We start from the raw sequence: 9,408 nt of genomic DNA, 5'->3' as shown, positions 1-9,408 counted from the left end.
AATTTGTTATAATAACATAGCGTGACTATTTTATAATTTTGTAACAGCTTCATTTTATGTATTTATTTACTGCTTATTCTTATAATAGAAGATAGCAATCTGTGTACGATCTCTTAAGTTTAATTTTTCAAGTATAAGGCTTATGTAGTTACGTACGGTTCCTTCACTAAGAAATAGTGTCTCTGAGATTTCCTTATTGGAATATCCTTCTGCGATTTGTGTAATTAATTCATATTCTTTTTCAGTGATGCCATGGTCTTCATAGATTTTTGAAGAAGAAGCTTGGTTCATTAGATTCGGTAACTTAGTAATAAATTCATAACCATATACGTTCTGACCCATCTCAACTGCTTTGATGGAAGGAATAATACTTTCATAATTTTGTTTGAGCATATATCCTTTCGCGCCAATATTCAAAGCTTTGATAATATAGTCATCATCTAAGAAGGTGGTTAAGTATAGAATCTTTGCTTCTGGGTGCTTGTTTAAGATCACTTCCCCTGCCTCAAGGCCAGTCATACCCTCCATTCGAATATCCATAAGAACAACATCAGGTTTTAACTTCTCATATAATTCGATTGCAGCAGCACCATTGTTATCGGAACCAATTACATTGATATCTGGGTCTGCTGATAAGATAATTTTTAGTGATGAACAAACCAAATTATCATCATCAATTACTAGAATGTTCATAATTAATGCCCTCCCTTTTTGGAATAGTTATGAATATCTCAAATCCTTTATCCGTTAGGATATTAAAATTACCTTGAAAGGATTTGATACGATCAGCCATACTTTGTAAACCCATACCATCACCAGTTTTGTTCTGAGACAGATACCATTTAGCAGTAGAAGACAAGGTACCGTTATCGGCTATAATAAGCTGGTACATGGCAGGATGTTCTAATAACTTAATAGATACGTTTGTCGCATTGGAGTGTTTCATTACATTGTTTAGGGATTCCTTCACAATATTAATCAGACAACTCTTAATTTTGGCATCTGGTTGGTTGGTTAAATCATACTGAAAACTAACATGGCAGAATGTAAAATCACTTGTAAGTTTAAGAATGGCATTGTATAAGTCAATGGATTCATCATGCATGTTGTGAATACTGCTTCGAATACTATCCATTCCATCTGATATGGAATCACGAAGACTCGTTAAGGTTTCTCTTGTTATTTCTTCTTTGGTTATGGTTAGTAGGGCACCTATTTGAAGTAGAGATCTTGATAGAAGATGTCCAATGTTATCGTGAATTTCTTTTGAAATCCGGTTTCGTTCGCTTAACATAGCAGCAGTGATTTCGATGTCTTGATTCTCAAGTAACGTTTGATTTTGTTTCTCAAGTATAATCTCCAATTCTTTGGTGTCATCTCGTAGATGATTGTATTCGTTAATTAATGTAGTATTCTTTTCTGATTTGTATTTGATAAGTAAACCAGTTACAACCATTATACAAAAGACGGGTAGCTTGTTGTTGTAATAGAAATCAAAGTTAACAGCAAACGGAATGAGTTCAAACACAATAGCCGATTGTAATTCGATTGTGAATATATCATAAACCATAATCGGAAGGTAATATAGTAAAATCGGGAAGAAGGAACTTATTATTAAATAAAGAACAAATACATATAAATGAATTTGTTTTTTTTCTGTACAAGTACAGATGCATGAAAAGATAACAATAAGGAGGAAGTACACGATTGCGTATGTACTGTTAATACATAGAAAACAAAAGGCACTGTTAAGCGCTAGTAATACAAGTTTATCAATGATATCAGTCAACTTTATAGACCCCTTCCTTACACATTCTTAAATTATATAGGCAATTGCGAAACGCTATGTGCACGGAAAAGAGTTTTGCAATTACCTTCTTCAACTATACCATGTGAAATTTAAAATCTCAATATAAAACACATATTACATTTGTCATATTGTTTTATGACGGTTTACACTAGAGACGATTTCCATAACATGGTATAGTTATGCTGTAGAAAATAAGTTTTGAATGTATCAAAAAGGAAAGCGTTTAATTTTTATAAAATGTTGGAGGAGAATGTATGATAGTCAAAGTAAATAACTTAGTTAAAAGATACGATAAGCTTGTAGCCCTAGATCATCTAAATCTTGAGATTCAAGAAGGAGAAATCTTCGGACTTCTTGGGCCCAATGGTTCAGGTAAATCAACAACAATCAATTGTATTCTATCATTATTAAAATATGACAAAGGCTCCATTGAGATTTTTGGAAAGCAGATGCGACCAGATGCGTATGATATAAAGAGGGATATTGGATTAATTATGCAAAATGTTGCAGTGTTTAATGAACTTACTGTGTATGATAATATTTATTATTTTTGTAGTCTCTATGTGAAAGATCCAAAAGAGATTAGAAGATTAACAGAAGAAGCAATTGAGTTTGTTTCGCTAGAAGATTTTAAGAAGTTTTATCCTAAGAAATTAAGCGGTGGTCTTCTTAGAAGACTTAACATTGCATGCGGTATTGCACACAAACCAAAATTAATCATACTTGACGAGCCTACCGTGGCTGTAGATCCACAAAGTAGAAATAAGATTCTTGAAGGTATTAAGAAATTAAATGAAGGTGGAGCAACCATAATCTATACGACACATTATATGGAAGAAGTAGAACAGCTCTGTGATCGTATTGCTATTATTGATAATGGGAAAGTAATCGCTAGTGGTACGAAGGAAGAGTTAAAGAACATGATCTCTCTTGGCGAAACAATTACACTTGAGACATATCATTTACCAGAAGAAAATATTGAAGAAATTAAGAAGATACCAAATATTGCGAGCGTTTCTTATAATGGGCAAACAGCAGTGATTAAATCAAAAAAGGGAAAGAATAATTTAGTTCATGTACTTAATTACTTTGAGAGTCGTAAGATTTCTATAGGTAAAATCTATTCGGAACTTCCTACTTTGAATGACGTATTCCTTGAAATTACAGGAAAAGAATTGAGGGACTAAAGGGAGAAAGGTGGATAAGAGCTATGATGCTTAGATTATATTTTATGAGATTGAAATGTATCTTTCGGAAGAGAGATAATGTATTTTGGTCGGCACTATTTCCGATTTTCTTATCATTTGTATTTAGTTTAGCGTTTTCAAATTTTGATGAAGCAGAGCAATACACAATGATTGATATCGCTTTCGTTGAAGCTAATGAACCAAGTTATATATTAGATGCTGCAAAGGAAGCAAAGTTTAGCGAAGATACCAATATGTTCAAGATAAAAGAAGTTAGTGAGAAAGAGGCGAAAGAACTTTTACTGGAGGGCGAGATAACTGGATATATCATAGATGGTGAGAAGCCAAGCTTATATATCGGTGGTTCTGGAATTGAAGAGACAATTCTCAAATCATTTGTAGATAACTATATACAAACAGCAAAGAAGATTTCTGTTGTAGCAAGTGTTAATCCAGAAAAAGTTCAGCAATTAATAAACGACTCCATGAAGAGTATTGAATACATTAATGACACCAATGTAAATGGCAAGGCACCCGACTATACTTTAATTTACTATTATGCACTATTGTCATTAGCTTGTTTATATGGTTGTAATTTTGGAATAACCGAGATTAGTGATATTCAAGGAGATAAATCTGCTAATGGTGCAAGAATTAATGTAGCACCTGTTCATAAACTTAAGTTATTAATCTGCAATATTGGTGCGGCTATTACGGTTCAAGTGCTTTGTGTTTTTGTTGCTATTGCTTTTATGGCGAATGTTTTATCTATTGATTTTGGTACAAGAGCCTTACTAGTAGTATTAACCTGTGTACTGGGAAGTATCTGTGGTGTTACATTTGGAGCAATGTTACGATCTGTTATTAAAAAGAACGAAAAGACAGTTAATGCGATTTGTAATGCAGTAGTGTTATTTCTTTCGTTCTTATCGGGTCTTATGAATCCTGAAATTAAATATATGGTAGCGGAACATATTCCATTTTTCTCAAAGATCAATCCATCTAATCTTATAACAGATAGTTTATATTATCTATACTATTTTGATTCGCTCGAAAAATACTGGTTTAATCTTATATGTATGGTACTTGTAACTCTAGTATTCGTAGCAATTACTTATTTTGCCACAAGGAGGAGACAATATGCAAGTATTTAATGGATATATCAAAGTATTAAAGAAGTCAATTCCGACTTTGTTAATCTATGTGGGAATATTTATAGGGATTTTAATTATGAATACTAGTTCCAGTACTACGGATGAAACATTCAAGGCAACGAAAGTACCAACTGCATTCATTAATAAGGATACGGAAAGTGAGTTGGTAACAGATTTAAAGGAATATTTAAGAGACTACTGTGAATTTGTTGATGTAGGAACAGGGAAGGAAGAGTTAGAAGATGCCTTATTCATCCGTAAGGTTGAATATATCATAACGATTGATGAAGGGTTTGAACAACGCTTCTTAGATGGTAAAGTAGTTGCAATCGATAAACGAAGTGTACCAGATTCACAGAATAGTTTTTATATTGATAATGCGATTAATACGTACTTTAACACCTTGAAAACCTATAAGGATACTATGCCAGAAGCATCATTAAGTGAACTATGTAGGTTAACAAAAGATACGCTGAAAGAATCTGGTACTGTTAATCTAGTACAGGAAAAGGAAGAAGCGAATGCAACAAGCTATTATCAAGTATTCTTTAATTTCTTATCATATGTTTTAGTAGCAGGTTTTATATCCTGTATTGGTGGTATCATGTTGGTATTTAATGATCTTAATATTAGAAGAAGGAATATAGTAGCTCCCGTTTCCGATAAAAGAGCGAATCTGGAGATGATGCTTGCTAATTTTATCTTCGCATTCATTTTCTTTGTAATTATGGTAGTAATCGGTATCATGCTTAGTCCTAGCAAAGCTACAACATTGGGATTGGGACTTAATATATTAAATACTTTTGCATTCTTATTTAGCGCTTTAGCTATGGGTTATATCGTAGGTTTAACAGCCAAATCCGAGAATGTTCTTGGAACAATTTCAACAGTTTGTTCCCTAGGACTTGCATTCATAAGTGGAGCTTTCGTTCCACAATATTTACTATCCGATACAGTAAATAAGGTAGCTAAATTTACGCCAAATTATTGGTATATATTTACCAATGATAGGATTGCGGAAATTACCACATTTACTAATGAAAATGTGAAAGAATTACTAGGTTACATGGGGATACAAATCTTATTTGCAGCCGCGTTATTTGCTATTGCAATTGTGGTTAGCAAGAAGAGACGTCAGCGTACGGAATAATTTATACTTGATTTTATACTTTTTTTCGATATAATATACAGTGACTAATATGTAGATTAATGGAGGTTGTTGTGTGATGCTTTATTATGAATCATCATGCAACAACCTTAGTTGACAAAAAGTATAGGTTGAAAGACTAAAATATCAAGAAAGGATTCATGCACTGCCTTCTTTCAACTGTATATTAGGCAGTATCGTAAGCTGGCTTGCGGTGTGCATGAGTGTAATTATGAGTATATTAAATGTAACCAATCTCAACCATGGATTTGGAGATCGTGCTATCTTTAATAATGTGTCATTCCGTTTGTTAAAAGGAGAGCACATTGGACTTGTAGGGGCCAATGGTGAAGGAAAATCTACCTTTATGAATATAGTAACTGGTAAGCTAATGCCAGATGAAGGAAATGTAGAATGGTCTAAGAATGTACGTGTAGGGTACTTAGATCAGCATGCAGTACTTACAAAAGGAATGACAATTCGTGATGTATTAAAGTCTGCTTTTGCATTTCTTTTTGAACTTGAAGCGAAGATGAATGAATTATGTAACAAGATGGCAGAAGCAGAAGATGATGATGAACTTGCAGCTATGATGGAAGAGTTTGGTGTTATTCAGGACACCTTAGATTCCCATGATTTCTATATTATTGATTCAAAGGTTGATGAAATTTCAAGAGCGTTAGGTATCGATGCTATTGGACTTGATAAAGATGTAACGGATTTAAGTGGTGGGCAAAGAACGAAGATCTTACTTGCTAAATTATTATTAGAGAAGCCAGATATTCTTCTATTAGACGAGCCTACTAACTACTTAGATGTTGTTCATATTGAATGGCTAAAACGGTATCTACAAGAATATGAGAGTGCTTTTATCCTTATTTCACATGATATTCCATTTCTTAATAGTGTAGTTAATATTATCTATCATATGGAAAATGCAGAATTAAATCGTTATGTAGGTGATTATGATAAATTCTTAGAAGTATATGAAGTAAAGAAAGCACAACTTGAAGCTGCTTATAAGAGACAACAACAAGAAATTAGTGAATTACAAGATTTCGTTGCTAGAAACAAAGCTAGAGTTTCTACTAGAAACATGGCGATGTCTAGACAAAAGAAATTAGATAAGATGGATGTAATTGAACTTGCAAAAGAGAAACCAAAACCAGAGTTTAACTTCAAAGAAGCTCGTGCAGCTAGCCGTTACATCTTCCAAACGGAGCATCTTGTAATTGGATATGAGGAACCATTATCCAAACCAATTACATTTGCTATGGAACGTGGTGAGAAAATCGTTCTTACTGGAGCAAACGGTATTGGTAAATCCACATTATTAAAGAGTATCTTAGGAATTATTCCTTCTCTTGAAGGAAAAGTGGTATTAGGGGATTACTTATACAAAGGCTATTTCGAACAAGAAATGACGGGAGCTAAGAACAATACTTGTATTGAAGAGATATGGAAAGAGTTCCCTTCTTACACGCAGTATGAAGTTCGTTCTGCACTTGCAAAATGTGGTTTAACTACAAAGCATATTGAGAGTCAAGTTCGTGTCCTTAGTGGTGGTGAACAAGCCAAAGTACGTCTATGTAAATTGATTAACATAGAAACTAACATTTTATTACTAGATGAGCCTACAAACCATCTTGATGTAGAAGCGAAAGACGAATTAAAGAGAGCGTTAAAGGCCTACAAAGGAAGTATCCTTTTGATTTGCCATGAACCAGATTTCTATGAAGATTTTGCTACGAAAGTAATTGATTGTTCTAATTGGTCTACGAAAATCTAAGTTCTATAATTCGATAACGAAAATAGAATGTTTTTATAAAAAGTTGACATGATATGTTACGTGGATTATAATTTAACAATAAAGAATAAGTCATAAGAGAATGAAAATTCTTTTATGACTTTTTTCATGCACGCGATTCGCCTTAGAAAGAATAGGATTTCTTCCAGAACGAAAATTCTTGTATACAGAGTCGCGCTTACTCACAAGAAACATATGTGGAAATCACAGAAAGTATAGAGGTGTGTATTACAATGAAGAATTTCAGTAATTTTAGTGATTATAGCAGAAAAGAAGATTTGCATTTTGAATCAAGAGCTGTTCATGGCGCATTAGGTAATGATCCAATTACAGGTGCCGTAAGCTTTCCAATATATCAGACATCAACATTTCGTCATAAAGCACTAGGACAATCAACAGGTTTTGATTATTCTCGTCTTCAAAATCCAACAAGACAAGAGCTTGAAAGAACGATGGCTATTTTAGAAGAAGGGTATGCCGGTTTTGCATTTACTAGTGGACAAGCAGCAAATATGGCTGTATTCATGAGTTTGAATGAAGGTGATGAGGTATTATTAACAGATGATATCTATGGTGGAACATATCGTATTGGTGAAGATATTTACCGTAGATATGGTGCTAATTTCAAATACGTTGATATGTCAAATGTGGAAGATGTTAGAGCAGCAGTTACAGAGAAAACAAAAATAATCTTCATTGAAACACCAACAAACCCAATGATGAAGGTAGCAGATATTGCAGAGATTTCTAAGATTGCAAAATCCATTGGAGCTTTAACAGTTGTTGATAATACATTTCTATCTCCGTATTTCCAGAAACCATTAACACTCGGAGCTGATATAGTGGTTCATAGTGGTACTAAGTTTATTGGCGGACACAATGATGCGCTTGCGGGTCTTGTTGTTGTTAAGACTCCTGAGTTGGCTGAGTTTATTACGAGTCAAATTAAGACGCAAGGAAATATGCTTGCACCATTTGATTGCTGGTTATTACTTCGTGGTTTGAAGACATTACCAGTTCGTATGGAACGTCATAATGAAAATGCAATTAAAGTTGCTAACTGGTTAAGAACCCAACCAAAGGTTACAAAAGTATATTATGTAGGTTTTGAAGATCATATTAACTATGAAGTAACAAAGAAACAAACCACAGGATTTGGTGGTATGATTTCCTTTAATGTAGATAGTTTTGAAACTGTGGAGAAATTATTAGCGAATCTTGATATGATTATGTTTGCTGAGAGTTTAGGTGGTACAGAAACATTAATTACGTATCCACGTACACAAACCCATGAATCCTTAACAGAAGAAACAAGACAAAAACTGGGCATTACTGATACATTCTTACGTTTATCAGTTGGTCTTGAACATGTAGATGACATTATCAAGGATCTTGATCAGGCGTTAAATGGCTAGGTGGTGAGCGAAACTTTGGTATGTTTCGAAACACTTCAATATTGAAGTGTAATCTAAGTTATTATGAGTTTCGCATTTTCTTTAGATGTATTCCTGTAATATTATAGGAATGCGTAGATGAAAGATTAAAAATAAGCAATTTCGATACTTTCATGATATATAACTGTTTCGTGTTATAATACGTTAGCCAAGAAACTGAGAAAATCAAAAAGAGTTTCACAATTGCCTAAAGGGGATTTGGGAGTCAAAGGTCTTGTACTTGTGTATCTATAAAGTAATAATAGCAAAACTCTCTATAATGTAAATCTGCTTCCTAGCTAACAGACTATGACTAAGAAACAATAGCGAAACATCTATAGTACTTTTTAGTGTGTACTATATAAACTAGGAATGTGAGGCATGGATGCCGAACAAGTCTGAGCTGAGGCAGGATGCCGAATCGAAGGCGCTTCCGTACCATTTTGATTCCTGTATTGTACACGCATAGAAGTACTTAGGTGTGTAGCGTGTTTTGTGTTATAGACTGTTAGCTAGGAAGCTATAAAACATATATAGAGTTTTGCATTCAGTATTTAAAAATACACAAGTAATCCTAAAAATAAAAATCTATGAAAGGAGCCATGCTTTACGTGCTTTCAGCTTGTTGAAGCAGTTTCGCAAGTGTTCTTGTGATAGGCATGGAGATAAGATGAGAATTCGTTTTACTAAGATGCAAGCGTATGGTAATGATTACGTTTATATAGATGCTATTAATCAAAAATTAAATAATTTACCTGAACTTGCTAGATATGTTAGTGATAGACATTTTGCCATTGGTTCTGATGGTATGGTTTTGATTTGTCCTTCTGAGGTTGCGGATTTTAGAATGCGTATGTTTAATCCAGATGG

The 9,408-nt window shown here is 33.6% G+C and carries 7 protein-coding genes and 1 pseudogene; 6 read left to right on the top strand and 2 right to left on the bottom strand.

Features of this window, described 5'->3' with window-relative positions:
* Positions 1-66: 66 nt before the first annotated feature.
* Positions 67-693 carry a response regulator transcription factor gene (locus ACW2QF_RS10850; RefSeq protein ID WP_455716024.1) on the bottom strand — a complete coding sequence of 209 codons (627 nt, stop codon included), beginning with the start codon at positions 691-693 and terminating at the stop codon, positions 67-69.
* Positions 674-1,789, bottom strand: coding sequence for a sensor histidine kinase (locus ACW2QF_RS10845; RefSeq protein ID WP_455716023.1), 1,116 nt, complete (start codon positions 1,787-1,789; stop codon positions 674-676). The genes ACW2QF_RS10850 and ACW2QF_RS10845 overlap by 20 nt, the downstream gene beginning before the upstream one ends.
* 275 nt (positions 1,790-2,064) lie before the next feature.
* Between ACW2QF_RS10845 and ACW2QF_RS10840 the strand changes: the two genes are divergently transcribed.
* The 6 genes and pseudogenes from ACW2QF_RS10840 to ACW2QF_RS10815 all read left to right on the top strand — a co-directional run.
* Positions 2,065-2,997, top strand: a complete 933-nt coding sequence (locus ACW2QF_RS10840) for an ATP-binding cassette domain-containing protein (protein WP_455716022.1) — start codon at positions 2,065-2,067, stop codon at positions 2,995-2,997.
* Between the two features lie 23 nt (positions 2,998-3,020).
* Positions 3,021-4,151 carry an ABC transporter permease gene (locus tag ACW2QF_RS10835; RefSeq protein ID WP_455716021.1) on the top strand — a complete coding sequence of 377 codons (1,131 nt, stop codon included), beginning with the start codon at positions 3,021-3,023 and terminating at the stop codon, positions 4,149-4,151.
* Positions 4,138-5,301, top strand: coding sequence for an ABC transporter permease (locus ACW2QF_RS10830; RefSeq protein WP_455716020.1), 1,164 nt, complete (start codon positions 4,138-4,140; stop codon positions 5,299-5,301). Before ACW2QF_RS10835 ends, ACW2QF_RS10830 begins: the two co-directional genes overlap by 14 nt.
* 229 nt (positions 5,302-5,530) lie before the next feature.
* Positions 5,531-7,087: an ABC-F family ATP-binding cassette domain-containing protein gene (locus ACW2QF_RS10825; RefSeq protein ID WP_455716019.1), complete on the top strand. Its 1,557-nt coding sequence runs from the start codon at positions 5,531-5,533 to the stop codon at positions 7,085-7,087.
* A gap of 251 nt (positions 7,088-7,338) precedes the next feature.
* Complete coding sequence (locus tag ACW2QF_RS10820; protein WP_455716018.1) at positions 7,339-8,520, top strand: trans-sulfuration enzyme family protein; 1,182 nt, start codon at positions 7,339-7,341, stop codon at positions 8,518-8,520.
* Positions 8,521-9,214: 694 nt separating this feature from the next.
* Positions 9,215-9,408 (top strand): annotated as a pseudogene (locus tag ACW2QF_RS10815) (diaminopimelate epimerase); the annotation flags it as partial.

The organism is Anaerosporobacter sp., from assembly GCF_965301125.1.
Note: the sequence above shows the minus strand (reverse complement) of the source record. Positions and strands in the feature narration are given on the sequence as shown.

Bases quoted from the DNA above. Each gene is read 5' to 3' on its own strand.
- ACW2QF_RS10850 (WP_455716024.1), bottom strand. From the start codon at position 693: ATGAACATTCTAGTAATTGATGATGATAATTTGGTTTGTTCATCACTA.
- ACW2QF_RS10830 (WP_455716020.1), top strand. From the start codon at position 4,138: ATGCAAGTATTTAATGGATATATCAAAGTATTAAAGAAGTCAATTCCG.
- ACW2QF_RS10825 (WP_455716019.1), top strand. From the start codon at position 5,531: ATGAGTATATTAAATGTAACCAATCTCAACCATGGATTTGGAGATCGT.
- ACW2QF_RS10840 (WP_455716022.1), top strand. From the start codon at position 2,065: ATGATAGTCAAAGTAAATAACTTAGTTAAAAGATACGATAAGCTTGTA.
- ACW2QF_RS10835 (WP_455716021.1), top strand. From the start codon at position 3,021: ATGATGCTTAGATTATATTTTATGAGATTGAAATGTATCTTTCGGAAG.
- ACW2QF_RS10820 (WP_455716018.1), top strand. From the start codon at position 7,339: ATGAAGAATTTCAGTAATTTTAGTGATTATAGCAGAAAAGAAGATTTG.